The 26,157-nt window shown below is 42.2% G+C and carries 30 protein-coding genes; 16 read left to right on the top strand and 14 right to left on the bottom strand.

The genetic code is table 11. The features are described from left to right. Nucleotides 1-3: 3 nt before the first annotated feature. The 3 genes from ACKRAT_RS00510 to ACKRAT_RS00500 all read right to left on the bottom strand — a co-directional run bounded on the left by ACKRAT_RS00510 (nucleotide 4) and on the right by ACKRAT_RS00500 (nucleotide 2,506). Entirely contained in the window at nucleotides 4-681 is a 678-nt protein-coding gene (locus tag ACKRAT_RS00510; RefSeq protein ID WP_411843167.1) for a response regulator transcription factor, read from the bottom strand. 150 nt (nucleotides 682-831) lie between these two features. After that, complete coding sequence (locus ACKRAT_RS00505) at nucleotides 832-1,797, bottom strand: PepSY domain-containing protein (protein ID WP_411843166.1); 966 nt, start codon at nucleotides 1,795-1,797, stop codon at nucleotides 832-834. A gap of 133 nt (nucleotides 1,798-1,930) precedes the next feature. Continuing rightward, nucleotides 1,931-2,506 (bottom strand): thymidine kinase, encoded by a 576-nt coding sequence (locus tag ACKRAT_RS00500; RefSeq protein ID WP_411843165.1) that lies wholly within the window; start codon nucleotides 2,504-2,506, stop codon nucleotides 1,931-1,933. A gap of 233 nt (nucleotides 2,507-2,739) precedes the next feature. Here ACKRAT_RS00500 and ACKRAT_RS00495 point away from each other — a divergent pair, with 233 nt between their 5' ends. From ACKRAT_RS00495 to ACKRAT_RS00465, 7 genes are all read left to right on the top strand, one after another. After that, nucleotides 2,740-3,744: an MsnO8 family LLM class oxidoreductase gene (locus tag ACKRAT_RS00495; protein WP_411843164.1), complete on the top strand. Its 1,005-nt coding sequence runs from the start codon at nucleotides 2,740-2,742 to the stop codon at nucleotides 3,742-3,744. Between the two features lie 115 nt (nucleotides 3,745-3,859). Then, nucleotides 3,860-5,107 carry an amidohydrolase family protein gene (locus ACKRAT_RS00490; protein WP_411843163.1) on the top strand — a complete coding sequence of 416 codons (1,248 nt, stop codon included), beginning with the start codon at nucleotides 3,860-3,862 and terminating at the stop codon, nucleotides 5,105-5,107. Nucleotides 5,108-5,306: 199 nt separating this feature from the next. Further along, a complete protein-coding gene (locus ACKRAT_RS00485; protein WP_411843162.1) occupies nucleotides 5,307-6,734 on the top strand; it encodes an aldehyde dehydrogenase family protein in 1,428 nt (475 codons plus the stop codon). A gap of 86 nt (nucleotides 6,735-6,820) precedes the next feature. Continuing rightward, nucleotides 6,821-7,783: a dihydroxyacetone kinase subunit DhaK gene (dhaK, locus tag ACKRAT_RS00480; RefSeq protein WP_411843161.1), complete on the top strand. Its 963-nt coding sequence runs from the start codon at nucleotides 6,821-6,823 to the stop codon at nucleotides 7,781-7,783. Between the two features lie 16 nt (nucleotides 7,784-7,799). Beyond that, complete coding sequence (dhaL, locus tag ACKRAT_RS00475) at nucleotides 7,800-8,384, top strand: dihydroxyacetone kinase subunit DhaL (RefSeq protein WP_411843160.1); 585 nt, start codon at nucleotides 7,800-7,802, stop codon at nucleotides 8,382-8,384. Further along, nucleotides 8,377-8,739, top strand: coding sequence for a dihydroxyacetone kinase phosphoryl donor subunit DhaM (gene dhaM / locus ACKRAT_RS00470; RefSeq protein WP_411843159.1), 363 nt, complete (start codon nucleotides 8,377-8,379; stop codon nucleotides 8,737-8,739). The genes dhaL and dhaM overlap by 8 nt, the downstream gene beginning before the upstream one ends. A gap of 139 nt (nucleotides 8,740-8,878) precedes the next feature. After that, entirely contained in the window at nucleotides 8,879-9,268 is a 390-nt protein-coding gene (locus ACKRAT_RS00465) for a hypothetical protein (RefSeq protein WP_411843158.1), read from the top strand. 50 nt (nucleotides 9,269-9,318) lie between these two features. On the opposite strand, the gene qoxD is transcribed toward ACKRAT_RS00465, so the two are convergent. The 4 genes from qoxD to qoxA are packed head-to-tail and all read right to left on the bottom strand — an operon-like array spanning nucleotide 9,319 to nucleotide 13,215. After that, the gene (gene qoxD / locus ACKRAT_RS00460) at nucleotides 9,319-9,699 is read right to left on the bottom strand and encodes a cytochrome aa3 quinol oxidase subunit IV (protein WP_411843157.1); all 381 of its coding nucleotides are present in this window, start codon (nucleotides 9,697-9,699) and stop codon (nucleotides 9,319-9,321) included. Continuing rightward, the gene (gene qoxC / locus ACKRAT_RS00455) at nucleotides 9,700-10,305 is read right to left on the bottom strand and encodes a cytochrome aa3 quinol oxidase subunit III (RefSeq protein WP_411843156.1); all 606 of its coding nucleotides are present in this window, start codon (nucleotides 10,303-10,305) and stop codon (nucleotides 9,700-9,702) included. It abuts the gene before it with no gap. Next, nucleotides 10,298-12,244, bottom strand: coding sequence for a cytochrome aa3 quinol oxidase subunit I (qoxB, locus tag ACKRAT_RS00450; protein ID WP_411843155.1), 1,947 nt, complete (start codon nucleotides 12,242-12,244; stop codon nucleotides 10,298-10,300). The genes qoxC and qoxB overlap by 8 nt, the downstream gene beginning before the upstream one ends. A 20-nt stretch (nucleotides 12,245-12,264) precedes the next feature. Further along, a complete protein-coding gene (gene qoxA, locus ACKRAT_RS00445) occupies nucleotides 12,265-13,215 on the bottom strand; it encodes a cytochrome aa3 quinol oxidase subunit II (protein ID WP_411843154.1) in 951 nt (316 codons plus the stop codon). A gap of 413 nt (nucleotides 13,216-13,628) precedes the next feature. Here qoxA and ACKRAT_RS00440 point away from each other — a divergent pair, with 413 nt between their 5' ends. Further along, nucleotides 13,629-13,979, top strand: coding sequence for a hypothetical protein (locus ACKRAT_RS00440; RefSeq protein ID WP_411843153.1), 351 nt, complete (start codon nucleotides 13,629-13,631; stop codon nucleotides 13,977-13,979). 46 nt (nucleotides 13,980-14,025) lie between these two features. Here ACKRAT_RS00440 and ACKRAT_RS00435 read toward each other — a convergent pair whose 3' ends face one another. Continuing rightward, nucleotides 14,026-14,565 carry a recombinase family protein gene (locus tag ACKRAT_RS00435; protein ID WP_411843152.1) on the bottom strand — a complete coding sequence of 180 codons (540 nt, stop codon included), beginning with the start codon at nucleotides 14,563-14,565 and terminating at the stop codon, nucleotides 14,026-14,028. Nucleotides 14,566-14,679: 114 nt separating this feature from the next. Between ACKRAT_RS00435 and ACKRAT_RS00430 the strand changes: the two genes are divergently transcribed. Continuing rightward, nucleotides 14,680-16,134 carry a SulP family inorganic anion transporter gene (locus ACKRAT_RS00430; protein WP_411843151.1) on the top strand — a complete coding sequence of 485 codons (1,455 nt, stop codon included), beginning with the start codon at nucleotides 14,680-14,682 and terminating at the stop codon, nucleotides 16,132-16,134. Nucleotides 16,135-16,149: 15 nt separating this feature from the next. Then, nucleotides 16,150-16,563, top strand: a complete 414-nt coding sequence (locus tag ACKRAT_RS00425; protein ID WP_411843150.1) for a universal stress protein — start codon at nucleotides 16,150-16,152, stop codon at nucleotides 16,561-16,563. 32 nt (nucleotides 16,564-16,595) lie between these two features. Here ACKRAT_RS00425 and ACKRAT_RS00420 read toward each other — a convergent pair whose 3' ends face one another. Then, a complete protein-coding gene (locus ACKRAT_RS00420; protein WP_411843149.1) occupies nucleotides 16,596-18,095 on the bottom strand; it encodes an NAD(P)H-hydrate dehydratase in 1,500 nt (499 codons plus the stop codon). Nucleotides 18,096-18,208: 113 nt separating this feature from the next. Here ACKRAT_RS00420 and ACKRAT_RS00415 point away from each other — a divergent pair, with 113 nt between their 5' ends. Beyond that, entirely contained in the window at nucleotides 18,209-18,421 is a 213-nt protein-coding gene (locus tag ACKRAT_RS00415; RefSeq protein WP_411843148.1) for a hypothetical protein, read from the top strand. A gap of 368 nt (nucleotides 18,422-18,789) precedes the next feature. On the opposite strand, the gene ACKRAT_RS00410 is transcribed toward ACKRAT_RS00415, so the two are convergent. Further along, on the bottom strand, nucleotides 18,790-18,984 hold the full coding sequence (locus ACKRAT_RS00410) for a hypothetical protein (protein ID WP_411843147.1): 195 nt from the start codon (nucleotides 18,982-18,984) through the stop codon (nucleotides 18,790-18,792). A gap of 434 nt (nucleotides 18,985-19,418) precedes the next feature. Here ACKRAT_RS00410 and ACKRAT_RS00405 point away from each other — a divergent pair, with 434 nt between their 5' ends. Continuing rightward, nucleotides 19,419-21,032, top strand: coding sequence for a BCCT family transporter (locus tag ACKRAT_RS00405; RefSeq protein WP_411843146.1), 1,614 nt, complete (start codon nucleotides 19,419-19,421; stop codon nucleotides 21,030-21,032). A 122-nt stretch (nucleotides 21,033-21,154) separates the two neighbouring features. Next, nucleotides 21,155-22,060, top strand: a complete 906-nt coding sequence (locus ACKRAT_RS00400; protein ID WP_411843145.1) for an acetamidase/formamidase family protein — start codon at nucleotides 21,155-21,157, stop codon at nucleotides 22,058-22,060. A gap of 229 nt (nucleotides 22,061-22,289) precedes the next feature. Here ACKRAT_RS00400 and ACKRAT_RS00395 read toward each other — a convergent pair whose 3' ends face one another. Then, the gene (locus tag ACKRAT_RS00395; protein ID WP_411843144.1) at nucleotides 22,290-22,652 is read right to left on the bottom strand and encodes a hypothetical protein; all 363 of its coding nucleotides are present in this window, start codon (nucleotides 22,650-22,652) and stop codon (nucleotides 22,290-22,292) included. A 154-nt stretch (nucleotides 22,653-22,806) separates the two neighbouring features. On the opposite strand from ACKRAT_RS00395, the gene ACKRAT_RS00390 reads away from it, so the two are divergent. The 3 genes from ACKRAT_RS00390 to ACKRAT_RS00380 all read left to right on the top strand — a co-directional run bounded on the left by ACKRAT_RS00390 (nucleotide 22,807) and on the right by ACKRAT_RS00380 (nucleotide 23,767). After that, nucleotides 22,807-22,995: a hypothetical protein gene (locus ACKRAT_RS00390; RefSeq protein ID WP_411843143.1), complete on the top strand. Its 189-nt coding sequence runs from the start codon at nucleotides 22,807-22,809 to the stop codon at nucleotides 22,993-22,995. Nucleotides 22,996-23,218: 223 nt separating this feature from the next. Continuing rightward, nucleotides 23,219-23,518 (top strand): TIGR04104 family putative zinc finger protein, encoded by a 300-nt coding sequence (locus ACKRAT_RS00385; protein ID WP_411843142.1) that lies wholly within the window; start codon nucleotides 23,219-23,221, stop codon nucleotides 23,516-23,518. A 12-nt stretch (nucleotides 23,519-23,530) separates the two neighbouring features. Then, entirely contained in the window at nucleotides 23,531-23,767 is a 237-nt protein-coding gene (locus ACKRAT_RS00380; RefSeq protein ID WP_411843141.1) for a hypothetical protein, read from the top strand. Nucleotides 23,768-23,817: 50 nt separating this feature from the next. Here the strand turns inward: ACKRAT_RS00380 and modB are convergent, their stop codons facing one another. The 3 genes from modB to ACKRAT_RS00365 form a co-directional block, all read right to left on the bottom strand. After that, nucleotides 23,818-24,501 (bottom strand): molybdate ABC transporter permease subunit, encoded by a 684-nt coding sequence (gene modB / locus ACKRAT_RS00375; protein ID WP_411844475.1) that lies wholly within the window; start codon nucleotides 24,499-24,501, stop codon nucleotides 23,818-23,820. Next, the gene (modA, locus tag ACKRAT_RS00370) at nucleotides 24,482-25,270 is read right to left on the bottom strand and encodes a molybdate ABC transporter substrate-binding protein (RefSeq protein ID WP_411843140.1); all 789 of its coding nucleotides are present in this window, start codon (nucleotides 25,268-25,270) and stop codon (nucleotides 24,482-24,484) included. Before modA ends, modB begins: the two co-directional genes overlap by 20 nt. Nucleotides 25,271-25,355: 85 nt before the next feature. After that, on the bottom strand, nucleotides 25,356-25,970 hold the full coding sequence (locus tag ACKRAT_RS00365; RefSeq protein WP_411843139.1) for a LysE/ArgO family amino acid transporter: 615 nt from the start codon (nucleotides 25,968-25,970) through the stop codon (nucleotides 25,356-25,358). Between the last annotated feature and the right edge of the window lie 187 nt (nucleotides 25,971-26,157).

Below are 26,157 nucleotides of genomic sequence, written 5' to 3'. Positions count from 1 at the left end.
ACGTCAGTCCTTCACTATATAGCCAATACCTCTGACACTGGAGATAATGGACGGTTTATCCCGATCTAACTTCTTACGGATATATCTCACGTACACATCGACAGTATTCGTGTCCCCGTAATAGTCAAACCCCCATACCGCTTCTATAATCTGTTCCCGGGACAGTGCCTGGTTCTTATTTTCAATCAGGAAATACAGCAGATCATATTCCTTTTGAGTGAGATAGACCAGTTCATCCCCGATGTATACTTCCCGTGCCATGGGTACAATCGTTAAATGACGATACTCCAGATTTTCAGGTTTGGCTTTATTCGCCGCAGTCTTTTGCTTTAACTGTGTACGGATACGGGCAAGCAGTTCTTCTATTTCAAAAGGCTTCGTCATATAATCATTGGCACCGGAATCGAGTCCGCTGACTTTATCCATTACAGCATCCCTTGCTGTGAGCATTATAATTCTTGTGCTGTCATCTTTCTGTCTGATTCTGCGCAGCACTTCCAGCCCATTCAATTCGGGAATCATGACATCCAGTAATATTAAATCAAATGAAGATTCCTCATAGCGCTCCAGCGCTTCCTTACCGGTATAGGCAATTTCTATTTCATAGTCTTCAAATTCCAATTCCAATTGGATGACGCGTGCAATCTTCTCGTCATCTTCAACGATCAATATTTTAGACATATATAAATCTCCTTACATGAATTGATGTTCCTTGAATATTATTACACCAATTATAGCATGATAAGGGTTTTGAATTTCGTTAGAGAGCTATTAAAATCTAATTAAAAAGTCCGAAAGTATTACTTCCGGACTCAAAGCTTAATGCATATGTCAGTCATCAATTTCAATGATGTTACCCGTTCTTGCATCTATTTCAACTTCACGCTCTTCACCGCTTACATTAAGCTCCACTTCATATTCCGCATCTTCATCATCGTAGTCCCATTCGATAACCTTTCCACCCACTTCATTCTGGGCGATTTGGATTGCTTCTTTAGAAGAGATTACACTGCTTTTAGCTTTATTTTGAGTTTTACTCTCCTTAGTGGCTGGCTGGACTTCATCATTTTGATTGTTGTTGCTGGATGCAGATTCCTGATCATCTCTGTCATCATCGCCGTCGCGGCCTTCTGAATCATCCCTGTCATCGTCATCTTCTTCTCTGTCGAAATCCTCTTCAAGAATACTCAAGGTTTCAGCATTGATATCCACTTCATATTCTTTTTTACCATTCTTCATTTCAATTTCGTAATAGTAGATGCCGTCGTCTTCATCCAATTCGACTTCCTCGACTTCACCGTCGAATCTTTCTTTTGCCGCATTAACTGCTTCTTCTGCGCTTTTCAGACCTTTATTCTCCTGAGAGTCAGTGTATACCTTGGTCTGTTCTGTTTTGCCATTGTCGTCATATTCGAATTTGTCATCTACGTCATCATCCAGATCATCATCACTGTCGAAATCCTCTTCAAGAACACTTAAATCTTCAGCATTGATATTCACTTCATAATCCTTTTTGCCGTTCTTCATCTCAATTTCGTAGTGGTAGACACCGTCATCCTCATCAAGTTCCACTTCGGTAACTTTACCTTCGAAATTCTCTTTTGCTTTATCTACTGCTTTCTGTGCGTTCTGTTCCACCTTGTCCATATCAACTTCTTCAGCCGTCTGTACTTTCGCTGTGCCCTCGTTACCATCATCTTTCCAATCCATATTCGTATCTGCGCTGACGCTCGAGCATGCACCCATTAATAGTGCTGATGCAATCCCACCGGCCAATAAATATTTTTTGCTGATCATTTTACAACGCCTCCCGTTTTATTTGTTAACTTCATTATAGGAGGCGGGTCCTAAAGATTGGTTAATGAAAAATTAAAAAACGGTTAAAGGATGGAATGATTCCTTTAACCGTTCTGTATATCAATGATTTCATTCATTTTACCAGTTCGAGACGGGCCTTATAGCATTTCCTGCATACAGGCACATACTCTTCATCTCCCATTTGGATCGTTTCACCGATATTGACCGGATCGCCGTTCAGCATACGCATATTTAACGTCGCTTTCTTGTTGCAGAACTGGCAGATTGTTTTAAGTTCGTCAATCGCATCTGAAAGTTCCAGTAAAACTTTGCTGCCTTCAAATAATTCGCCTTTAAAGTCAGTCTTCAAGCCGAAACAGATGACGGGAATATCCAGATAGTCCGCAATATCACTTAAATTATGAATATCTTTCCTGGATAGGAACTGGGCTTCATCGACAACCACGGCATGCACCCTGGATGCTTCATGGATTTCTTTCACTTCATCATATATATTATCATGGACATATTCACATAACAGTTCAAGACCGACTCTGGATTTGATCTTTTTAAACCCGCTTCTTGTATCAATCGGAGTCGAATAGGCCAGACATTGCTTCCCCTGGGTCGTATACTGGTGGTGTGTAGTAATGATCTGATTACTTTTATTGCTCTGCATTGTGCCGTATCTATAGTAGAGTTTTGCCATAAAATGCACCGTCTTCCTTTATCTATTGCATCATTAATGATTATCTATTTAAATGCCGGAGTACTACTCCCGGAAATCATGATATCATATTTATGTACAGCGGGCGCTCCACTATTTTAAATCTTTTTTGAATTAATCCATACTACTTGAGTCGGAATGATTGACCGGGGGAGTCTATAGTTATACAATCACTTACATATATTCTGAAAATTATCTATTACAGGAGTGATGAAATGGAGTTTGGGATTTTAAATCAAAGTCCAATATTGGACGGACAGGATGTTGCTTCATCCATTAAAGATACAATGGAACTTGCTAAAAAAGCAGATGAACTCGGCTACAGGCGCTATTATGTCTCAGAGCATCATAATGAACCGCTCGCAGGCACTGCCCCGGAAATCATGATTTCACATCTGCTCGCCCATACAGAACATATCAATATTGGATCGGGCGGTGTAATGCTGCAGCATTACAATCCATTCAAAGTGGCGGAACAATTCCAGCTCATGAGCCACCTCGCTCCGGGCAGGGTGGACCTCGGCATCGGCAAGGCACCGGGCGGTCTCCATTTATCCACGACTGCACTCCAATCCGAGCTAAAAAAAGATCGTCCTTCGTTTGATGATAAATTCAAAGCCTTGAATCACTTTATAAATCAAAGCCATACCGGGGAATTAAAAGACTTACAAACATCGCCCGATACATCCAATCCGCCGGCAGTATTCCTTCTCGGATCCAGCCCCAACTCGGCTGCATTCTCCGCCGTTGAAAACGTGAATTTCATATATGCCCACTTTATAAGCAATAACAAACAAAAGCTGCAAGACAGCATCAAAGCATACAGAGAAAACAATGATGCCGGCAAACTCATCGTCGCTCTTTCTGTAATCGTTACGGAAGATAAAGCGTTAGAGGCAAAGTTGAAAGAAGAAAATGTTATATACGAAATCAGTTTCGAAAGCGGTAAAAAACTGAGGGTCGGCGGTAAGGACAGGGCCGAGGAAACCGTTGCCTCTGCAGAGGAACCTGTGGAATCAGAAAGAATTGAAGCGGACATCATCATCGGATCCAGAGATGAAGTCTTTGAAAAACTCGAATGGTATATAAATAATAATGAAATAGATGAACTCATGTTCCACCTGCCGACTAAAGATGAAACTATCCGCCATCAGACAATCGAGGCACTTGCTCCCATTCATTCCATCCATAAAAGTCAGCCGTTCAGTGAGATAAAATAATATATTACCCGGGAAATTCATAACAGTTTCGATAGGCAGACCCATCCGCTATTCTTGATTTGGCGGGTGGGTTTTCTTAGAATTGGTATTGTATGAACAACTAGGAGGAGAAAACATGAAGAAATTTATCAATGCCCGTATTTACGGACAAGATGAAGCGAACGAAATACTGGTAGAAGATCAGGTATTTAAAGCAGTCGGAAACAATGTTGGTGACGCGGATGAAGTCATCGATCTGGAAAACCGTCTGGTGCTGCCTCCTTACGTGGATCCACACTTGCATCTGGATTATATCTTCTCCGGGCTGGGAGAGGGAAACGCGAATATTTCCGGGACTTTATTTGAAGGGATACAGAGATGGAGCGACAACAAGAAAACCCTGACCAAAGAAATGGTAAGGGAACGTGCCATGGAGGGGATACGCAAAGAAGTCAGCCACGGCGTACAATATATCCGCTCCCATGTAGATATTACAGACTCTGAGCTGACGGGAATGAAAGCACTCATCGAATTGAGGGAAGAGTTAAAGGATGTTGTCACACTGCAGCTTGTCGCTTTTCCGCAGGAAGGGTTCTTCCGTTACAGCGGGGCGGAAGAACTGCTTGAAAAAGCGCTCGAAATGGGGGCGGACGTTGCAGGCGGCATCCCTCACTTTGAAATATCATATGAACATGGTGCAGAATCATTGCGCCGCATCGTAGACCTGGCGATTAAATACGATGTCATGATTGATATTCACTGTGATGAGAACGACGATCCAAACAGCCGATTCCTGGAAGTCCTGAATGCATTGGTCATGGAAAAGGATTACGGCGTGAAAACGACAGCCAGCCATACATGCAGCTTCGGTTCGGCAGATAACAGCTATGCCGCCAAAATGATGGGACTGTTCAAAGAATCAAACATCAACTTCATCTCCTGTCCAACAGAAAATGCACACCTGCAGGGGCGGACGGACAGCTATCCGAAGCGCCGGGGACTCACACGGGTGAAAGAGCTGCTGGAAAACAGCAACACTGTAGCTTTCGCCCAGGATTCCATCGCGGATTACTGGTATCCCCTTGGCAACGGCAATATGATGAACATTCTCGATAACGGAATCCACCTGGCACATTACACGCATATCGATGAAATCAACAAAGCATTCGATCTCGTCACTATCAACGGTGCAAAAGTGATGCAGGTTGAGGAACAGTATGGTATTGAGGCAGGCAAACCGGCAAACTTCATCGTTCTTGATGCCCACGATACTTACGAGGCGATCCGCGAACGTGCCGATGTCCTCGCTTCTGTCAGGAACGGGGAGTGTCTGTTCAAGCGTGCACCGAAAGCGAATGAAACCGCACATGATTTCCTGAAATAATCCAACTATATATCACATCTCAAAGTCAGCAGAGGTGTGATTTTTTATTTTCCGTTCAATAAAAAGCAGATTCAGAAAATACTTGTTTTAACGAATGTCAGAAACGGTTTCAAATATGAATAACTTTTGTTTCCAAATGTGATTAGAACACCCGGATTAAGGATACAGTATAATATTATGAAATAAAGGAGATTAATTGATGAAAAATCATACTAAACAATATATAAATGGTGAATGGGTAGATAGTGCCAGCGGTGAGACGATCGATGTCATCAACCCGGCAACAGGTGAAGCGTTCGGAAAAATTGCCAACGGTAATGCCGAAGACGTAGATAAAGCGGTTGAAGCAGCCCATGACGTTTATATAGAATTCCGTAACACACCTGTAGAAGAGCGCTGCGCAATGCTTGACAGGATTGTTACTGAATATGAAAAGCGCAAAGATGATCTGATTGAAGCAATCACCGATGAACTCGGTTCTCCGATAGATAAATCTGAAAAAGTGCATTATCAGATGGGGCTCAACCATTTTGCCGCTGCGCGTGATGCACTGGATACATTCCAATTTGAAGAACAGCGTGGCGATAACCTGATAGTGAAAGAAGCGATTGGTGTGTCAGGACTCATTACACCTTGGAACTTCCCGACGAATCAGACTTCCCTTAAGCTTTCAGCGGCTTTTGCCGCCGGCAGCCCGGTAGTATTGAAACCTTCTGAAGAAACACCGTTTGCAGCAGTGATTTTAGCAGAAATCTTCGATAAAGCCGGCGTACCAAAAGGTGTTTTCAACCTGGTGAACGGCGACGGTGGAGGTGTCGGCAATCCGCTGAGCGAACATCCTAAAGTCCGTATGATGTCATTTACGGGATCCGGCGCAACCGGTTCTAAAATCATGGAAAAGGCCAGTGTTGACTTTAAAAAGGTGTCTCTCGAACTCGGCGGCAAATCTCCGCTGATCATTTTAGATGATTCCGATGTTAAGGAAGCCGCTTCCCTCGCGGTGCAAAAAGTGGTCCACAATACAGGCCAGGTATGTACGGCGGGTACGCGTACCATAATCCCCGCCTCCATGAAAGATGAATTCCTGAGTGCGGTTAAAGAGGAGATGACCAATGTTAAAGTCGGGGATCCTAGAACTGAAGGCACTCAAATGGGACCACTCATCAGCAAAAAGCAGTATGACACGGTTCAGTCCTACATCAACAAAGGTGTGGAAGAGGGCGCAACACTTTACCATGGCGGTACTGATCACCCGCAAGGACTTGATAAAGGATTCTACGTGAAGCCGACGGTTTTCAGTGACGTTGAAAATAAAATGACAATTGCCCAGGAAGAAATCTTCGGTCCCGTGATGTCCGTCATCACCTATAACGATCTCGACGAAGCAATCGAAATTGCCAACGACACCAAATACGGCCTTGCAGGGTATGTATTCGGAGAGGATATGGAAACGCTCAAGAAAGTTGCCCGTTCCATAGAAGCCGGCACCGTGGAGATCAACGGTGCCAAAGGCGGTTCCGACTTGCCGTTTGGCGGTTATAAACAGTCCGGCATCGGCCGTGAATGGGGCGATTTCGGTATTGATGAATTCCTGGAAGTGAAATCCATCAAAGGTTATTTTAAGTAATCGCTCTTGAAGTTACAGTGCCCCAATCTTGATAAACAAGGTTGGGGATTCATTTATCATTATTAAAACAAAGGGAGGAAACAGTTATGAAAAAACTGATTAAGGACAAGGAGAATTTTCTGGCAGACATGCTGGACGGCTTAAAGTTTCACGAGGAACATATCGATATCATAGAAGAGACTGTAGTCGTCAGAAAAAAGAAAAAGGCTGAAGGCGTGGCGATTGTATCAGGCGGCGGAAGCGGCCATGAGCCTGCCCATGCAGGATATGTCGCACAAGGCATGCTGGATGCTGCGGTATGCGGGGAAGTATTCACTTCACCCACACCGGATAAAGTGATGGCTGCGATCAAACATGTCGATAATGGTGATGGCGTACTCTTAGTCATTAAAAACTATGCCGGGGACGTCATGAATTTTGAAATGGCTCAGGAGATGGCTGAAGCCGAAGGGCATAAGGTGGCATCAGTCATTGTCAGAGATGATGTGACCATCGATAACGAAGAACAACGCCGGGGTGTCGCCGGTACCGTACTGGTCCATAAATATGCCGGTTACTTGTCCGAACTCAATGCACCGCTCGATCAAATAGTGGAAAAAGTCGAAGAGATGATGACGTCTCTTTATTCCATAGGGATGGCAGTCCATCCGTGCATGGTGCCGACAACCGGTGAATACGGCTTCGATCTTGGAGAGGACGAAATGGAAATCGGTATTGGCATCCACGGTGAAAAGGGCATTTACCGTGAAAAGATTACAACTGTTGACGTGATTGCAGACCGTCTGCTGGATGAATTATTCAAACACACTGAGAGCAGCAATCTCATCCTGATGATTAACGGCATGGGCGCAACACCGGACAGTGAACTTAATATTGTTACAAAATATGTGATGGAAGCACTTGGCGAACGAGGTAAGAATATCACTAAAATACTTGTCGGCAACTATATGACGGCACTCGATATGCAGGGTTTTTCATTAACGGTTGTCGATGACGACGGAGAGGTCACAGAAGCTATTAATTCACCGACGGAATCTAAACACTTTTAAGAAAGAAGGATATTATATGAATTCAGAAAAACTCCTCAAACAACTTCATGGATTGAAAACAGTGTTTAATGACAAAGAAAGCGAGCTTACAGCACTAGACCGTGAAATCGGAGACGGGGATCATGGTGTAAACATGAAACGCGGATTTAATGCAGTGAATGAAAAGGTATCAGAAGGCAGTACTCAGGAAATATTAAAACAGACAGGCATGACATTGATGAGTTCCATCGGAGGCGCCAGTGGTCCTTTATATGGATTCAGCTTCGTTAAAATGAGTGATGCAGCCAACGATGAAATTGATGCCAGCAACCTGATAGAAATGCTTGAAATATTTTCTAAGACTGTCGCTGAAAAAGGAAAGGTCGAAGGCGGCGAAAAGACTATGTACGATGTGATTTCCAAATCAGCTGATGTTCTGCGTGAAACAGGTGCACTGGAAATGGATGATGTTCAAAAACTCGCTGAAGAAACAAAAGATATGGTCGCAACCAAGGGACGTGCCGCCTACTTTAAGGAAAAATCCAAAGGCACAATCGACCCCGGTGCACAGAGTGCCGTCTATATTATTCATGCGTTAGGGGAAGGTGTTAAAAATGGCTGATATTCTTATCATTAGTCACAGCAGTCAAATTGCCGAAGGGACAAAAGCGCTTGTAGAACAGATGGCAAAAGACGTTACCATACATGCCTCCGGCGGAGTGGAAGGCGGCATCGGGACGAATATTGACCAGATCAGTGAAATGCTGGGAGAAATCGGAGATGACACTATTTGTTTCTATGACATTGGCTCCAGCCTGATGAACCTGGAAATGGCTGTAGAGATGTATGATGGTGCTCATTCCGTCCATATCTCCAATGCCCCGCTTGTAGAAGGCAGCTTCCTGGCGGGGGTAGAGAGCAGTGTCGGATCAGGCATCGAGGATATTTTGGAAAAACTGAATGACATGAAGAAATAGAAACACATCCCTGGACCGTTGAAACTGGTTCAGGGATTTATAATGCGATTTAAGAATTATTTAATATCCGGTTTATAGTTTAATAATTTCTAAGCCTTATTGTAAGTATAGTTAAAAATTAAGAAAAGAGGAGTTAGCTATGCCAGGCAATAAAAAAGCTTTAAACTGGAGACTGATTACAGCACTTGCACTGATTGCACTCATCAGGCCTTTTATGAGTATTTTAGGAATATCAGAAGCAATCGGAAAACCTGCAGCAAGCATCACGGCAACCATTATCATATCACTGATCTGGATCACAGCCGTATTTATTAAAAATGAAAAGCAGCCGGTACTTACACTTGTTTCCGCAGGCATCACCTATGCCGTAATGGCAATTATCATAAGCGGGATCCTCTCCCCGGTACTGACGGGAACATTACAGGGACCGCTTACGAATCCGTTCGCACTTGTCAGCATACTCCTGACAAATATAGTCTGGGGGCTCATTACCGGGGGCATTGCCGCCTTATTATTAAAAATAAGATAGAAAAAACGCAATCCGAAACTGGATTGCGTTTTTATTTCCCGGGCAATATATTAATGTCCTTCGTGATCTTCGGGCATTTCTTCATTACTTTCCGGACCGCCGCTGTTATCGTGATGATCTCCGCCGCCATGGTCATGGGTGAAACCGAATGACATGACAAACAGAGAGCCTGCAACGATAATTGCAGCTATGACAGAAGCGTGGATCATCATGTTCCACGGTGCATGTGTGGCGCCACGCTCCGTAATATGCATGAACATGAACAACTGTATCGCTGCCTGGATCACAGCCAGAACCATAATGACGATGATGATCCACATCACAGGCAGATTGGATGATAATGCCGTCCAGGCTGCAATGAGTGTTAACGTAATGGACAATGCAAATCCCACAATATGATTGATTGGATATTTATTATGTTTTTTCTCCATTTAGACCACCATCCCAATCATATACACACTTGTAAAGATGAAAATCCATATTACATCCAGGAAGTGCCAATAGAGACCGACGATAAACACCTTCCTGGTTGTTACTGCAGTCAGTCCGCGCTGCTTCAACTGGATCAAAATCGCAATCATCCAACCGATACCGAGTGTAACGTGCACGCCGTGCGTTCCGGTCAGCGTGAAGAATCCTGACCAGAATGCACTGGAGCCGAGTGCCGCACCTTCACTTACATAATGTACAAACTCATAAATTTCCAAGCCCAGGAACGAAAGACCAAGCAACAACGTGATGCCCAGCCAGATCATCAGGCCTTTCAGTGAGCCTTCCCGCATATTATGAATAGCGAGCCCGCAGGTAAAGCTGCTGGTCAAAAGGATAAATGTCATGATCAGCACTGTGCCTGCCTCGAACAATTCCCCGGGTTCCGGTGCACTTCCTGTCCGGCCGAATAAAACGGCATAAGTTGCAAACAAGGTGGAGAACAGTGAGATTTCTGCAGCAAGGAAAATCCAGAATCCGACGATATTCATCTGTCCCTGGTTCGTACTGTATTCCAAAGGTGCAGCGTCTGTCTTATGTTCACTCATCGGTCATCCCCCTCGCCTTACGTTCTGTTTCTATAATTTCATCCACTTCCACATGATATCCTTCATCGTAGTCGAATGAACGGATGAACATCATTACGATTGCACCGATCAGGCCGATGACAGCCAGCGTAATCCATTCGAATACCAGTGCAAAACTGGCAAAGAACAGAATGGCCATCATGATAAATGGCTGCCCTGTATAGCTTGGCATGTGAATATGCTGTAATTTATCCCGATCGAAAGTGGTTTCTCCTTTTTCTTTCATATCTATCAGGGCATCGTGGCTGTCCACTTCAGGTACTGTGGCAAAGTTGTATTTTGGAATCGGTGTAGGCGTTGCCCATTCCAATGTCCTGCCGTAACCCCATGAGTCGCCTTCTATATCTCTTGGACTGAAGCGGAAACTGTAGATGATACCATGTACAAATATGATAAATCCGAGTCCCATCACGAAAGCGCCCATTGTGGATAGGAAGTTCAGCGTGAACCATTCCGGTCCGACAGTGAATATCCTTCTGGCCATGCCATCGAGTCCCAGGAAGTACTGAGGGAAGAAACAGAGATGGAATCCAATAAGGAACAACCAGAATGCCCATTTTCCAATGCGTTCGTTAAGCTTATGCCCAAACATTTTCGGATACCAGAATACAAGTCCTGCAAAGCAGGCAAACACTGTTCCCGGTATCAGTACATAGTGGAAATGGGACACGAGGAAATATGAATTATGGTATTGGTAATCCGCTGCAGCCATGCCCAGCATGACGCCGGTGACCCCACCGATTGTAAAGCTTGGTATAAACGCCAGTGTCCAAAGCATCGGTGTAGAAAATATGATTTTGGATTTATAGAGTGTTGCCAGCCAGTTGAATATTTTCACACCGGTTGGTATTGCGATCATCATTGTCGATATGGAAAAAACCGAGTTGACGAATGCGCCGGCACCCATAGTGAAGAAGTGGTGCACCCATACTACAAAACTCAGTCCTGCGATGATTACAATAGCACCCACCATTGCCTTATACCCAAAGAGCTGTTTTTGGGCAAATGTCGCGATGATTTCCGAGAAGATACCAAATGCAGGTAATATGACTATATAAACTTCAGGATGTCCCCACATCCAGAATAAGTTCGCCCACATCATCGGCAGTCCTTCACCGGTCAAGGTGAAGAAATGGGATCCGAATATCCTGTCGATCGTCATCAATGCCAGTGCGACCGTCAAAATCGGAAACGCGAAAATGATAATGAATGTTGTAATGAGAGTGGACCATGTAAAAATCGGCATTTTCATCAATGTCATGCCAGGCGCTCTCATTCTAAGTATCGTCACCATCAAGTTGATACCTGTTGCCAATGTACCGATACCTGCAAGCTGCAGGCCGAGCAGGTAGAAGTTGATTCCAGGCCCCGGACTAAGTTCCGAGCCCGCGAGCGGTGCATAGTTCGTCCATCCGGCATCAGGCGCGCCGCCTATTACAAAGGATAGATTGAACAGCATTGCACCAAAGAAGAATGACCAGAAACTGACTGCATTCAAATATGGAAAAGCAAAGTCTCTGGCTCCGATCTGCAGCGGTACGATGATATTCATCAACCCGATTAAAAAGGGCATTGCCATGAAAATGATCATGATTGTGCCGTGAGTTGTGAACACCTCATTATAGTGCTGTGAATTTAAAAAATTCATATCTGGAAAAGCAAGTTGTGTGCGCATCATCAATGCATCGACGCCTCCGCGGAATAACATCGCAAGCGCCGAAAGTATATACATGATACCTATTTTTTTGTGATCAACTGTTGTCAGCCATTCCTGCCAGAGCCACTTCCATTTTTTAAAATAGGTTAACAGAAAGATTACTGTCACTGAAGCCAGCGCAATCGAAACCATACCGGCATAAATCAGCGGTTCCCCAGTAACAAAAAACTCATCTAATTGCATTACGGTCTACCTTCTTTCCGTTATTGTTGAATTTCATCAGGAGCCCATCCAGGTTCATTCTCCAAATGAAGATTTTCTTCATACTTTTCACGATGGCGTTGTATAGAATAATCTCTGTCTTCATTAGAACCATGATCAACCCATTCCAGATGAGTGGAAGAGAATGTCATCGTTTCATCCAATAGACCGGGAGCGAGTATTTCATCATACTTATTCTGCGTCAACTCGGGGGCTTCCTCACTGACAGAAGATGCCCAGTCATTGAACTCGTCTTCAGGCTGGGCCGTCACATTGAACGTCTGGCCGGTAAAGCCTTCACCGGTAAAGTTAGCGTTCCTGCCTTTATAGACCCCTTCTTCATCCGCCTGAAGATAAAGGGTGTTTTCCATCCCCGCCATGTTGTATTTCTGACCTCCAAGCTGCGGCACCCAGAAGGCTGCCATTGACTCAGCTGAAGCAAGACGGAACTCAATTGCCCTGTCTGTAGGTATATGGAGATAGTTTACAGTTTCAATATTTTGTTCAGGGTAAGTAAATATCCATTTCCAATCTGCGGCAGTGGCATAAACGACAAGTGGTTCCTTATCCTGGCTGGACTCCGGCGGTTTTTCAAGATCAAACAATGTGGTCACTGTCGGAATGGATAAGGCAATTACAATCAGTACGGGAATTACAAACCACACAATTTCTAATTTCGTGTTGCCCTCCTGTTCAGGCTTATAATCCTCCGGTTTCCGGTTCGGGTTGTTTGCCCTGTATTTGAAAACTACAATCGCAAAAATCGTAAAAACCACCAAAATGATCCCCAGCATAAAAATGACAGCGTACAGTATTAAATTCTTTTGACTTTCGGCCACAGGACCCGCAGGATCCAGAACGGCTATTTTGTCACATCCTGTCATAAAAAATACTAAAAAAATCGGAATCAGAGTGAACCATTTTTTATGCAATGAAACTTTTTTTCCTTTCATTCCAATCACTCCAAATTAAGTAAGGTATGTTCCAAATATTAAGTAAGAGTCGTATTACATCTATTTTTTTACTGTAACAAAAATATTTATTGAGGTAACAACCAATATCAACAGTTCATACAATCTTTACTAAATCGTAATATTTTATGAAATAAATAGACATAATTTTACCTGAATATTCCTGAATTGTTAAAGGTGATCCATTAATAAAAAACCATTGCGGCTTTTCGTTGAATGCTTTTTATCTGATTTTTCATGATTTGGTTCTTTTCCCTAAATTAATACTTTTAACACGTGCTTTAAAGTAATTTCATCAATAACCGGGGATTTTTAAGCCAATGATTGGAATTACCATGTCAACTCAATTATTGTTATTCTGAGAAGTATTCTTAACACTGAGAGGAGAGACATACATGATTCATTATCTATTCAATGCATACATCGGTAAAAATATGATTGATGGCGGTCTGCAAAAGGTTCAAAATGAGGGTGAGATGGGCGAAGATTTCGAAAAAGAATTTGATGTTAATAAAGATCAGATGAAAATTGCCGGTTATTTGGAAACAATCGGTTCAATATTTTTATTCGCTTCCTTCCTGGGGAAAACCTTTACAAGAGTAGGCACAATCCTGTTGAACATCGTTCTTGGCGTTGCAATCATTAAACATTTGAGAGCAGGGCATGGATTTGAAGGCAGCAAGAATGCGTTGAAATTATTCGGTTTGAATACTGTCAGCTATTTAGGGACTTTCAGCAAAAAATAAAGTTGTCGCATAATTAATAAGACACGCATCCAAAAGGATGCGTGTCTTATTTGTCCAAATGGCGATATAACGTTGCCCGGCTGATGTTTGTAGCTTCTTTAATCTCATCCAATGTATACTGTTTCGACATATACATCTCAACCGCCCGCTTAATGTTATCATCGCTGCGTCTTGGCCGTCCCATTTGTTTTCCTTTGCTCACGGCGTCCGTCATCCCCTGACGGGTCCTGAATCTTACCACGTCACTTTGGAAATTCGAGATATGATTCAACACTCGTATAAAAGAGTGGTCTGATGAACCATCGATCTTTAAATCCATATTAAGGACACTAACGACAATATCCTTTTCTTCAGCCTGGTTCATTATATCCAGCAGCTGTTTCGTGGAATCCGCCAATATGCACAGATCTGTAACGATGATTGTATCACCATCATGAATCGTCTCATTTAACAATCTTTCCAATTCATCCCGTTTTTTATTATGGGCGTGCGCTTCTACGAATAACCCATCTGTATTTTTTATCTTTGATTTTTGTTGCTCAACAGTATCATATAAATCTAAAGGCCTTATGTAGCCATATCTCATTTAGAAACACTCCTATCACTGGAATTATATCATTTATATTCTCAAAATGGGGTATACTTATGAAACTTTTCTGCTATAATGGCTATAGTTATTTTATAAAACAGGAGAATTCAAATGGTAGAAAAAATCAAAAAAGAATGGTTTTCACAACCCGGCACTAATATATTGGCCGGTATCGTCGTTGCGCTGGCTCTGATTCCCGAAGCAATCGCATTCTCAATTATTGCAGGCGTAGACCCGATGGTGGGACTGTATGCTTCATTTCTTATTGCCGTAATCATATCGTTTGCCGGTGGCCGTCCGGCAATGATATCAGCCGCTACAGGGGCAATTGCTCTGCTTGTTACACCACTGGTAAGCGAGTATGGTGTAGACTACCTGCTTGCCGCTACAATCCTCATGGGTGTAATACAAATTGCTTTAGGCCTTTTTAAAGTGGGGCGTCTGATGAAATTCATACCGAACTCTGTAATGATCGGATTCGTCAATGCACTTGCCATCATGATTTTCATGGCTCAAATCGAGCATATTTTTGGGGTTTCTCTGGATACATATGTATATCTGATCATAACTTTACTGATTGTTTATCTATTCCCGAGGTTTCTCAAAAAAGTCCCGGCGCCTTTAATCGCTCTTGTAGTTTTAACATCTGCCTATTTAATATTTGGTTCAGATGTAAAAACTGTCGGTGATTTAGGGGAAATTGAACGTTCATTACCAAGTTTCTTTCTCCCGGATGTACCTTTCACACTCGAAACTTTGAAAATCATACTGCCTTTTTCATTATCAATGGCTGTGGTCGGACTTGTAGAAAGTCTCCTTACCGCAAGGATTGTAGATAATGCAACGGACACATTCAGCAGTAAGAACAGAGAGTCGCGCGGTCAGGGTATCGCAAACTTCATTACCGGTTTCTTTGGCGGTATGGGGGGCTGTGCGATGATCGGACAATCAGTCATAAATGTAAAATCAGGTGCAACAACGCGTCTGTCGACATTTACTGCTGGTGTATTTTTAATGTTCCTGATCATTGTTCTGGGGAACTGGGTCGTACAGATTCCGATGCCTATTCTTGCAGGTATTATGGTAATGGTATCAGTTGGCACCTTTGACTGGGGATCGTTTAAATATCTTCAGAAAGCGCCGCGCACAGACGCATTTGTAATGCTGATCACTGTAATTATTGTATTGTTTACAAGTAACTTGGCACTTGGGGTCATCGTCGGTGTTATTTTCAGTGCTCTATTCTTTGCTACGAAGATATCAAAAGTAGAAGTCCACCTCGAAACAGAGGATAATTTGAATAAGTACCGGATTGAGGGACAGATTTTCTTTGCATCCATCGACTCAATGATGAACCAGATTGATCTGAATATTTATGACAAAAATGTAGAATTGGATTTTTCAAAAGCACATCTGTGGGATGATTCTGCAGTCGATGCGATTGATACGATTGTCAGGAAGCTTGAAGAGAAGAATAATAAAGTATATGTTAAACAACTCAATGCGGATAGCAGAAAGATCGTTAAAGAACTAAGTGAGCTGAACGAACAGCATCTCACATCATAAAAAGGGGAGTCGTTTATGTATAAATCGATTTTATTGGCTGCAGATGGTTCCGACAACAGTTTCAGAGCTGCGGAAGAAACTTTAAATTTCAGCGATGAAAACACTCAAGTTACAATACTTAATGTAATCAATGCGGATGAATCTAAAAATGATGTCCTTCACAGCGGACCATCAGAAAGCATAACAGCGAAAAGGAAAGAAAAACTATCCACAATCATTGAACTGTATGAATCCAATAATATTCATCATACAGTAATATTCGAACATGGCGTTCCAAATGAAACTGTTGTCAAAGTGGCAAACAGCGGCGACTATCAAGCTGTCGTACTGGGGACAAGAGGACTGAACAGCCTGCAGGAAATGGTACTTGGCAGTGTAAGCCACAAAGTGGCAAAACGTGCTGACATACCGGTAATCATAGTGAAATAGTAAAAGCATGATGCGACTCGCATCATGCTTTTTTACTGCTGGGACATGGAATTCATCATATGAAATGTAGTTTCCAAATGACTGATGATCTGAGAGGGTGTCATGGATTCTATGGCTACACCCTGTTCAAGTAAATAGTCCGCAGTAAACCCATGCATGTAAACTGCGCTTGAAATCGCTGTTTGGATATTGTCATACCGTGCAATGAATGAAAGGATCATCCCTGTCAATACATCACCGCTTCCTCCTTTTGCAAGTCCCGCGTTGCCTGTATTATTAACGAAGCTTTCACCTTCAGGTGTAGCCACTATAGTACACGGTCCTTTGAGGACTACATAAATACCATTTTCCCGGGCAAATTTCTCTGCGATACTAAATCTATTCTCGTTCACTTTTGCAGGTGTTGAATCGATCAGCTTTGCCATCTCTCCCGGATGCGGAGTGATGATAAGCGGTGATTCCCGGTTTTTGACGAGCGGCAATACTTTTTGAAACTGGTACAGTCCGTCTGCATCAATTATGAGTGGGGCCTGGAAGTTATCTATTAAATTTATAGTCGCATCCTGTCCCCCGGAATCCGTTCCAATCCCCGGACCGACAGCAATCGCATCTTTCCCTGCGTAGAATTCCTGAAGATCTTCCCCCCTATCGAAAAAAGTCGCTTCCGGCATTCGAGAAGCGATGACAGGAATTGCTGATTTTACCGTGTTAACTGTAGTCAACCCGGCGCCGCTCTTTACTGCAGCGCTTGCCGACAGAGCTGCTGAGCCCGGCATCAGGTCACTGCCGGCAATGATTCCAACTTTACCGTGACTGCCTTTGTGAGATGACGATGAACGTTTTGGCCAGTGGTTTACAGTGTCTTCCATCGTCCATTCATATCTTTTGCTCTGAACAGCCGCTTGCAACCCTTTTTGTGGAATGCCAATCTGCACCACCTCAGCGCCACCATAATAATCACGTGCGGGGTAAGTGTAATAACTCAGCTTAGGCTGTTGCAGCATAATTGTGTGATTTGCCTTCAGTGCAAATTCTGAAACAGCTTCCTCAGCACTCGGCACACCACTTGGAAGGTCTATGGAAACAACTTTTCTTTTCGACTCAGAAATATCTTTAAAAATACTTAAATAGGGTTCTCTGATTTCCCCCTTAACTCCTGTACCAAGCATCGTATCCACAATAATATCAGCATCTTTCAAATAGCTGTTGTCATAACTTTTCCATGTATATCCTGATTTCTCATAAACACCTTTATGATATTCTGCATCTCCGGTGATTTTATTTTTATCCGGAATCACGCAGACAGTCACGTCAAAGCCCGAATCAAGCAAAGTACGGGCGATTACGAATCCATCTCCGCCGTTATTGCCGCTGCCTATGAGGACGATAAATTTCTGTCCTGCATAATCCTCCATCAGGCGTTTTGCAGCAGCACGGCCGGCATTCTCCATTAATATCTTTCCATCTATACCAATATGATCCATCGTATATTGATCTACATTTTTCATCTCTTCACCAGTAACAACTCTCACAAAAGAAACCTCCCGTATATGGCCATCTATTATTTTGATATAAATAGTATTGAATAATGCATTTATAAACTTTTCCCGGATTCATGATTATTGAACCTTTTTTGAGGAGGAAAATGAAAACTGCTTATGATAAAGACAATCAAGCTGCGTACCAGAGACTGGAGATAGAAATTAACGCCAGCCAGGATGAAATATTCTATTATTTAGGAACAACGGAAGACATCAGTCAGTGGTTTCCTCAGCTTTCATTCTCAAAAAATGAAAACATCCATACACTCAGATTTAATCTGGGTGATGGTACTTTTTCGGTTTTACATGGGACATAGGTTATGTGAAACTGCTACTCCAGGATCCGAAGAAAACATTTTACTCAGGGTTGAAGAAAAATTGCCGTTAAAATTTGAGGCAATCACCCAGGACTTCACCGGTTGACAGTTCCAGGCGCAAAATATAAAACATATTTCAGAAACCGGACAACTCAAGGATCTAAGTGACACCAGCTTTAAAAATCAGGAATCAAAAATCGCCCATGAACTGACTGAAATTTAAATACATCATATATTTATAAGCTGTAACAACTTATATACTTTCGAAATGTTTGTTTAGACATAGTTTTTATACTGCAGCGATACTGCAGTATAAAAAAGAATACTTATAAATTGACAGAAATCCACTACATCTTTATTTATCAGGGTTAATGTGAATTTTCATCAAATTTTTCTTTATTCTCAATTTTTTCTTTTCCAGTTTTATTGAATTGTGAATCAACGGCTTTTTGTTGCTCTTCAGTAAAATCTATCATCTTCAACTTATCGTTCTCAGTATTATCACCTGCCGGGCCACAGATGCCAGTCTCCATATCACAGATCATACTCTCTTCCTCATTCATGCCAACTCTTCCTTTCCTCATTAAATTTCAGTATTATTATCTTATTATCATCCATTAAATTTTAATTGATTATCCAAAGAATTAACACCAATTGATTTTAAGATAAAAAAGAGCCGCCTTCAGCAGGTCACTCATTCGATCTCAGATAAGTCGAAAACATGTCCGATACCGTGTTTACAGATACTATGAAAATCGGTTTGAATATCAATTAAATATAACGGTATGCATTATAGTAAAAATCCTTATTGTAAAGGGTTTTTTGTCATGTTATAACGCTTAAATAACGTCATTAATCAAACTGTAGAGCTCTTCATTTGAAATTCTTATTGTATTTATTACGCGAATTTGTTATTATCGATAGGTTATTCTTTTACAGAACTGTAAAAATATCAGGATATTCACACCATATCCTCTAAATATTAAGGAGCAAACAAATGAAGGATTCTTCAAATCACAGTAGTAAAAAACTGTCTAACGTATTCATTTATTCGGTAATAATAGTGGCATTGCTGGTAGTCGTGGGCGCTATAAATCCGACTCAATTTGGAGCGGTTTCCGGTGCTATAGCAAATTGGGTAAGTAATTATTTCGGATGGTATTATATGATCATCACTTCCGGAATGGTATTCTTCTGTATTTTCTTAGCCTTTAGCCCTATTGGTAAATTAAAATTAGGAAAACCCCACCACGAGCCGGAATTCAGTACCCGTTCATGGCTGACCATGCTGTTCAGTGCCGGTATGGGGATCGGTGTTGTATTCTACAGTACTTCCGAACCTATTTCGCACTTTATCGCTCCGGCAACTGCCGATCCAAGAACAGAGGAAGCAATACTGGAATCAATCCGTGCAACCATATTCCACTGGGGAGTACACGCATGGGGAATGTATGGGGCAGTCGCACTGGCTCTTGCATATTCCCAGTTCAGAAAAGGGGAGAGTGGATTACTCTCTAAAACGCTGCGTCCGATACTAGGCAATAAAGTGGATGGACCTATTGGCGTCCTGGTCGATGTTCTTACTGTTTTCGCTACTGTAATAGGAGTCGCTGTTTCACTTGGTGTCGGTACAACACAGATCAACGGCGGATTAAATTATTTGTTTGGAATTCCAATCAATTTACCGATGCAGGGAGTAATCATCGCTGCAGTCACCATCCTGTTCTTAGCCAGCGCATGGAGTGGCTTAAGCAAGGGGATTAAGTATTTGAGTAATTTAAACATGATTTTAGCAGCCATATTGCTTCTGACTGTCTTAATTCTGGGACCGACAATGCTCATATTGAATATGCTGCCCACTGCTGCAGGAGATTACCTTAATACATTTGTAGCAAGCACACTTGATGCCGCACCACTAAACGATCAAAAAAATGATTGGCTGCAGTCCTGGACAATTTATTACTGGGCATGGTGGTTAAGCTGGAGCCCATTTGTAGGAATTTTCATCGCGCGCGTTTCAAAAGGCCGTACAGTTCGGGAATTCGTCATGGCACTTCTTATCGTACCGACAACGATTGGTATCATCTGGTTTACTGTATTCGGTGTCACCGGTATCGAAGTTGCCGACCGTGTACCTGAAATATTGGACTTTGGACCGGAAACACAGCTGTTCGCCATATTCAATGAAATGCCGCTCAGTATCCCATTATCAATTATAGCCATCATTCTGGTATCTTCATTCTTTATAACGTCAGCAGATTCAGCCACTTTTGTACTGGGTATGCAGACGTCGAATGGATCGTTGCATCCACCCGCAAGAATTAAAATCGTATGGGGTGTCGGTCTTTCATCCATCGCTTATGTACTGCTTCTTTCAGGCGGGGAGACAGGACTCGAAGCCCTTCAGTCCGCTGCCATTATTGCAGCGTTACCATTCAGCATAGTGATTATTCTTATGATGATTTCATTCTATAAAGATGCAAACGAAGAAAGAAAGTACTTGGGGCTTACAATCACTCCAAATAAACACCGCATGAAGGAGTATCTTGATAAAGAAGAGAAAGTCTACAGGGAACAAAAAGAAGCAGGCGTAGATGAAAGAGAATTATAAATGACAATACCGGCATCAGAACTGAATTGTTCTGATGCTTTTATATAACCCTTTTGATTGCACTTTCTGGAGTTATACATAACAATTGGGATAATAATGAAAATCAATGGAGGCTACTTGATATGTTCCATGAATTAGACAAGGACAACTATTTCTATGCGATGTCAAAAGACAATGAGCCAAAACTTAAAGTGAATTTGGGGGATACGGTAAAAATCGAGTCCCATGATTGTTTCACAGGACAGATCACTTCCGAAGAAAATGCATTCAATGGTTTCGCCTGGGACCAGATCAACCCTGCTTCCGGTCCTGTTTATGTAAATGGTGTGAAACCCGGAGATATCCTCAAAGTAACGATTGAAAAAATCGATATCGGCAGTACCGGTGTAATGGTGACCGGTCCTGAAATGGGCGTTATGGGCAACAAGCTCAAAGACATGAACGTCAGGATATTCGATGTGGATAACGATAAGGGATCGGTGGATTTTGATGGGCTCGATATACCCATCAACAAAATGATCGGCGTGATCGGTGTCGCACCGCCCAATGCAGAAATCAATAATGGCACACCGGATACACACGGCGGAAACATGGATTCCATAAAGGTGGCAGAAGGCGCAACTCTTTACCTCCCTGTGTACCAAGAAGGGGCATTATTCGGTCTAGGAGACGTCCATGCCGCGATGGCGGACGGAGAAATCAGCGTATCAGGATTGGAAGTAGAGGCAGAAGTGACAGTGAAACTGGAAAAAGCTGAAACAGTAAAGACATATCACCCAGTGATTACAGATAAAGACGGCGTATATATGATGGTCTCAGACAAAGACCTGAATCTTGCAGTCGATCAGTCAGTGCACAAAATGATTGAACTCATCCAGCCGCATACCGGTTTATCACTATCGGAAATAACGATGCTCATGAGCCTCGTCGGTCACACGCAAATCAACCAGGTCGTCGATCCGAAGAAAACCGCCCGCTTCTTCGTCCCCCAGTATATTCTTGAGCACTACGATATTGAATTGAATTGAAAATCAGCGACATTCCAGCCGGAGTGTCGCTGATTAGTTTATCCAGTCGATGATTTGTCCAGAAGCCTTCCCGGCATCCATATTTGTTACATCCAATCTGAAATAATTCTTCTCATCAATTTCACCCGGTAAAGAATTCAAACGGTGTTTCTCATCCGATTGCAGCAACTCCCGCCTGGAAAATTCAATATTTCGCTTTGAAGGTTTTTTAGAGAGGCGATAAGCCGATTCATTTCTTTTTTAGACGTTCTTTCAGACTTGCCTGGAGCTCGACAAAGTAAATTTCATGATCCTCTGCATCAAACACCGACTTTATCTCTTCTATGTAGTTCCAATCTTCCAGAAGATCAAACCCCCAAACGAAGATAAATACTATACCCGGATGAGATGTATCCTGCGAAATATGCTGAAAAATATCCATTCTGAGCTGGTTCGACAATTCGAATGTCCGTTCATTCCAGCCAATATATGGCCATATCGCATCCAGCGTTACATGGTTATGCAGTAAGGGCAAACCAAGCGACTCGCCCACTTTTTCTCCAATTGTCATTTTACCAACAGCCTGCGGGCCAAAGATGAGTATGATTTTCATTTGATCATCTCCTGATTAAGACTTTTTAAAAGCATATCATTATTAAAATTTATTAAAATTAAATTGAATGAAATATACAGGCAAAATTGAATCGGGCTCCGCTAATGTGAGACAATTAACTTAAATACATACTGTTTCCAGGAGAAAAAATCATATGAAAGTCATCATCGTAATCGCCTTGATGCTAACGGCAGGACTTTTGCCGTCGGCAGTCAAATTTATACCGGCAATACCCGACAGTTATTCCACAGGAGCCTGGCTCGGTACAATCATATTGTTATTCATCGCGGCAATAGTACTGGATAAGCATAAGCGGGAAAAGGAGAAGAATAAAAACTCTTAAAGTTAGGAATGATCCTTATCAATAAAGTAGCTTCACTCATTTTAATAGCTGGAATTCTGCCATTGGCTGCAACCGCTTTGCCGGAAAGTCTGGAAGGACTGACAGTATTCTTTTGGTTGGGTTCTCTTATACTATTCGCATTAACAGGGTTCATGATCGATAAACAAAACAAGCAGAGAAAACATAGTTCATGAGGTAACTATTTTATTAGGAGTGATTAATTATGACCAAATGTACAAACTGCGGACAGGAATGGACGACGAAAGATAAGATAAAAAAATCATTTACGTTTTCTCAGGGGATGTCTTGTCCTTACTGTGGAGCAGATCAATTCTTTTCTGCAAAATACAGAAAGAAAAGTACTTTTATAACTTTTATAATGCCCTTAGCATTCTTTGTTCCAATATTTTTTGATACACCATGGCAGCTTCATATTTTAATAGCGGTACTTGCAATTGTTATAAGTGTAATGTTTCAACTTCGCACCATTGAACTCACCGATAAAGAGGAATACCCGTTTTAAAGGAGAATGACGATGAATAGTTTCGCAAAAAACATTCTTACAGGTATTCCTATGTGTATCGGTCTTTTGATTTTTATTAATTATTTCATAGATATGTCATGGTGGGGTAATGCGTTTATTATTTTGGCAGCAGGATTCGTCATAGGTCAAAACGTTTATGCTCTATGGCATAGTAGAAAGCATAACTATGACATTAGTAAGGGAGGATACACATCGGATTATTTAAAGAATCATTATTGGAAGAAATAACTCTCGTGATATAAAAACGGCATCCTGAAATTTTCAGAATGCCTACTTTTTCATGAATTCGCTTTTACCCTTATGAACATAAGCATCAAAAATGAAATCACAACAATCGCTATGGCCCATGCCCATGCAAGTGTCATATTGCCTGATTGCAATGCGGTATATATGGCTGTAGGCATGGTCTGTGTCCGGCCGGGTATGTTACCTGCAATCATGAGTGTTGCACCGAATTCCCCGATGGCTCTGGCGAAACTGAGTAATCCGCCTGTGAGCAATGCGGTAGCGGACAGGGGAAGGGTTACTTTTATGAAGGCCTGCAGCCTGTTTGCACCATCTACCTTCGCCGCATTTTCAATATCTTCATTCACGTTTAAAAAGCCTGCTTTTGCCGACTGATACATCAATGGGAAAGCGACAACTGTACTTGCGAGGACTGCTGCATGCCAGGTGAACATTAATGAATCACCGAATATCCATTCGTAAAAATTCCCAACAAAGCTATCATTCCCAAATATCACTATGAGTAAAAACCCCACGACTGTCGGAGGCAGCACCAAAGGCAGCATCAATATCGTTTCTATTACGATTTTCCCTTTGAATTTGGCTCTGGCCATAAATCGTGCGGCAATTGTTGCGAGCACAAAAACGAGAATGAGGGCAATGACTGCAACTCTTAATGATAATAGGACCGGAGTTAAAAACTGTTCCACTGTTATATTACTGAATAACAAAACCATAATTTTCAAATACCTCTAATGCTTCCTCAGATTGGATGAAATTGTAGAATGCCTGTGCGGCAGCCGGATTTTCCGGATCATTGATCAGACCGACCGGATAAATGATTGGATCATGAGTATCCCCCGGTGCTGCATCTACAATTTCTATATGTTCACTCGTTTCGGCATCTGTTCTATAAACGAGCCCTGCATCTACATTGCCTGTTTCAACATAAGTCAATACTGCTCTGACATCTTCAGTATATACAAATGAGTCTTCTAATTCTTCCATTAACCCCATGGACTCGAAAGCTTCCACACTATATTCCCCCGCGGGCACGGACTCGGGATTACCGATTGCTATTTGCTCCGCTCTATTTAACTCATCGAAAGAAGCCACCGTATCCTTGTCTCGCGGTGCGATTAATATGAGTTCATTTGCGAGCAGATCCACTGTGTCTTCTTCATCTATGTATCCTTCCTCCACGACTGTCTGGAAATGGCTTTCCGAAGCTGAGAAGAATAGATCGACCGGCGCGCCCTGCATAATCTGCTGCTGCAGCGCACCTGAACCGCCGAAGTTATAATCCAGCTGTACTTCCGGATGTTTTTCCATGAAAATTTTGGCAATATCATTCATCGCATCAGTCAGACTGGCTGCGGCTGAAACTGTAACCGTGCCTTCAATCGCTTCTTCGTTTTCGGACTGTCCCACTGATTCACTATTCCCACAAGCTGAGAGGAAAACCATGAGCACTGTCAACAGACCAAAAATTCTCTTTGCTGCCATTTACCTTCCTTCTTTCCAGACAAGTTCTTTAACTATATTGTATCAGTAAATCCACTCAGCCATCCCTCAACATATTGAACATATTTTAGCCATTGTACAGCTGTATCCCTAAATAAATGGCAACACACCAAATCATGATTGCAGAGATTTTATTGATGGTTTTGAGAAGCTTCCCTTCTGTATCAAAGTTACCCACAATTCTTCCGGCCACCGCAAGCCCGATGAACCATAGACAGGAGACAAGGATACATGATGCTGTAAAGATGATTTTCTCATTGCCTTCATAGCTTAATGAACTTGTACCTATTACACCAATAGTATCCAAAATCGCATGGGGATTGAGAAGAGATACAGACATCGCAAATAATATCTGCTTTTTCGTCGGCATTGCCGCTTCTTTTTGGCTTAAGCTGGCCGGGTCGCTTTTCCAGATCGACCATCCCATATAAAGCAGGAATAGGATACCTGCAGAAAAGATGACAGTCTGTAAAATTGGAACCGTCAGTACAATCACTGAAACACCTAAGACGGCAAGCAGAATAAGTGAAGCATCGCATAGAGATGCAGTAATAATGACCGGAACAGCACCTCTGAACCTTGGCTGTGATGCTCCCTGATTGAATACAAAGACATTTTGGGCTCCCAGGGGGAGGATTAATCCGAACGCCAAAATGATACCGTGAATAAGTGCTGCAGTCATAATTTTTCTCCTTTGATACAATTGTTGTATACAGTATTATTTCATATAATGATTTAAAAGAATAAACTTAAAGTATATTTAGGGTTTCCCTGTTCATCATATACGTCAATTGCTTTACTTGGAATGTTCATATTCAGATAACCCTGCTCGATATTAGTATTCAGCTTCCTCATTTTATTTATATCGC

Source organism: Salinicoccus sp. HZC-1, from assembly GCF_046736035.1.
GTDB lineage: Bacteria > Bacillota > Bacilli > Staphylococcales > Salinicoccaceae > Salinicoccus.
This window is presented reverse-complemented; position numbering and strand designations above follow the sequence as displayed.

Bases quoted from the DNA above. Each gene is read 5' to 3' on its own strand.
- ACKRAT_RS00485 (WP_411843162.1), top strand. From the start codon at position 5,307: ATGAAAAATCATACTAAACAATATATAAATGGTGAATGGGTAGATAGT.
- ACKRAT_RS00365 (WP_411843139.1), bottom strand. From the start codon at position 25,970: ATGACTGCAGCACTTATTCACGGTATCATTTTGGCGTTCGGATTAATC.
- modA (WP_411843140.1), bottom strand. From the start codon at position 25,270: ATGGCAGCAAAGAGAATTTTTGGTCTGTTGACAGTGCTCATGGTTTTC.
- ACKRAT_RS00380 (WP_411843141.1), top strand. From the start codon at position 23,531: ATGAATAGTTTCGCAAAAAACATTCTTACAGGTATTCCTATGTGTATC.
- ACKRAT_RS00440 (WP_411843153.1), top strand. From the start codon at position 13,629: ATGATTCATTATCTATTCAATGCATACATCGGTAAAAATATGATTGAT.
- ACKRAT_RS00400 (WP_411843145.1), top strand. From the start codon at position 21,155: ATGTTCCATGAATTAGACAAGGACAACTATTTCTATGCGATGTCAAAA.
- ACKRAT_RS00410 (WP_411843147.1), bottom strand. From the start codon at position 18,984: ATGAATGAGGAAGAGAGTATGATCTGTGATATGGAGACTGGCATCTGT.
- qoxC (WP_411843156.1), bottom strand. From the start codon at position 10,305: ATGAGTGAACATAAGACAGACGCTGCACCTTTGGAATACAGTACGAAC.
- ACKRAT_RS00425 (WP_411843150.1), top strand. From the start codon at position 16,150: ATGTATAAATCGATTTTATTGGCTGCAGATGGTTCCGACAACAGTTTC.
- dhaM (WP_411843159.1), top strand. From the start codon at position 8,377: ATGGCTGATATTCTTATCATTAGTCACAGCAGTCAAATTGCCGAAGGG.
- qoxD (WP_411843157.1), bottom strand. From the start codon at position 9,699: ATGGAGAAAAAACATAATAAATATCCAATCAATCATATTGTGGGATTT.
- ACKRAT_RS00505 (WP_411843166.1), bottom strand. From the start codon at position 1,797: ATGATCAGCAAAAAATATTTATTGGCCGGTGGGATTGCATCAGCACTA.
- ACKRAT_RS00495 (WP_411843164.1), top strand. From the start codon at position 2,740: ATGGAGTTTGGGATTTTAAATCAAAGTCCAATATTGGACGGACAGGAT.
- dhaK (WP_411843161.1), top strand. From the start codon at position 6,821: ATGAAAAAACTGATTAAGGACAAGGAGAATTTTCTGGCAGACATGCTG.
- ACKRAT_RS00465 (WP_411843158.1), top strand. From the start codon at position 8,879: ATGCCAGGCAATAAAAAAGCTTTAAACTGGAGACTGATTACAGCACTT.
- ACKRAT_RS00490 (WP_411843163.1), top strand. From the start codon at position 3,860: ATGAAGAAATTTATCAATGCCCGTATTTACGGACAAGATGAAGCGAAC.
- ACKRAT_RS00510 (WP_411843167.1), bottom strand. From the start codon at position 681: ATGTCTAAAATATTGATCGTTGAAGATGACGAGAAGATTGCACGCGTC.
- ACKRAT_RS00395 (WP_411843144.1), bottom strand. From the start codon at position 22,652: ATGAAAATCATACTCATCTTTGGCCCGCAGGCTGTTGGTAAAATGACA.
- ACKRAT_RS00500 (WP_411843165.1), bottom strand. From the start codon at position 2,506: ATGGCAAAACTCTACTATAGATACGGCACAATGCAGAGCAATAAAAGT.
- ACKRAT_RS00435 (WP_411843152.1), bottom strand. From the start codon at position 14,565: ATGAGATATGGCTACATAAGGCCTTTAGATTTATATGATACTGTTGAG.
- ACKRAT_RS00390 (WP_411843143.1), top strand. From the start codon at position 22,807: ATGAAAGTCATCATCGTAATCGCCTTGATGCTAACGGCAGGACTTTTG.
- qoxB (WP_411843155.1), bottom strand. From the start codon at position 12,244: ATGCAATTAGATGAGTTTTTTGTTACTGGGGAACCGCTGATTTATGCC.
- ACKRAT_RS00430 (WP_411843151.1), top strand. From the start codon at position 14,680: ATGGTAGAAAAAATCAAAAAAGAATGGTTTTCACAACCCGGCACTAAT.
- ACKRAT_RS00405 (WP_411843146.1), top strand. From the start codon at position 19,419: ATGAAGGATTCTTCAAATCACAGTAGTAAAAAACTGTCTAACGTATTC.
- ACKRAT_RS00385 (WP_411843142.1), top strand. From the start codon at position 23,219: ATGACCAAATGTACAAACTGCGGACAGGAATGGACGACGAAAGATAAG.
- modB (WP_411844475.1), bottom strand. From the start codon at position 24,501: ATGGTTTTGTTATTCAGTAATATAACAGTGGAACAGTTTTTAACTCCG.
- qoxA (WP_411843154.1), bottom strand. From the start codon at position 13,215: ATGAAAGGAAAAAAAGTTTCATTGCATAAAAAATGGTTCACTCTGATT.
- ACKRAT_RS00415 (WP_411843148.1), top strand. From the start codon at position 18,209: ATGAAAACTGCTTATGATAAAGACAATCAAGCTGCGTACCAGAGACTG.
- dhaL (WP_411843160.1), top strand. From the start codon at position 7,800: ATGAATTCAGAAAAACTCCTCAAACAACTTCATGGATTGAAAACAGTG.